The sequence below is a fragment of the Pseudoalteromonas sp. S3178 genome (genome assembly GCF_005886985.1).
Lineage (GTDB): Bacteria > Pseudomonadota > Gammaproteobacteria > Enterobacterales > Alteromonadaceae > Pseudoalteromonas > Pseudoalteromonas carrageenovora.
Genome location: NZ_PNCW01000169.1, coordinates 1 through 379, shown reverse-complemented (window position 1 = coordinate 379; position 379 = coordinate 1). Strand labels below are relative to the sequence as shown.

Sequence of the window (379 nt, the reverse complement as noted above, 5' to 3'; positions counted from 1 at the left end):
GCTTTGACTACTGCTTGTGGATTATCGATTCGCATTTTTTCTGCATGCTCCATACTCCAACCTTGTGGTAGGTAGCCGTTAAGCGGATCATGGGCTGAGGTTTGATCGGTGACTATATCGGGAGTAATACCACTTTTTACTAAGGTACTAAAAACATCAGCCGCGTTACCGAGTAAACCCACAGAAAGCGCTTCACCTTTGACACAGGCATCGGTTATTAATTTTAATGCATGCTCAAGATCTGTCGCTTTTACATCGACGTACCCTGTTTTTATTCGAAAATCGATACGGCTTTCATCACATTCCACCACTAAGGCACTAAAGCCAGCCATGGTAGCCGCTAATGGTTGTGCACCGCCCATTCCTCCCAGGCCACCTG

Annotated in this window: 1 pseudogene; it reads right to left on the bottom strand. The window is 46.2% G+C overall.

The window, feature by feature from the left end:
* Nucleotides 1–379: pseudogene (locus CWC11_RS20480) on the bottom strand (urocanate hydratase); the annotation flags it as partial.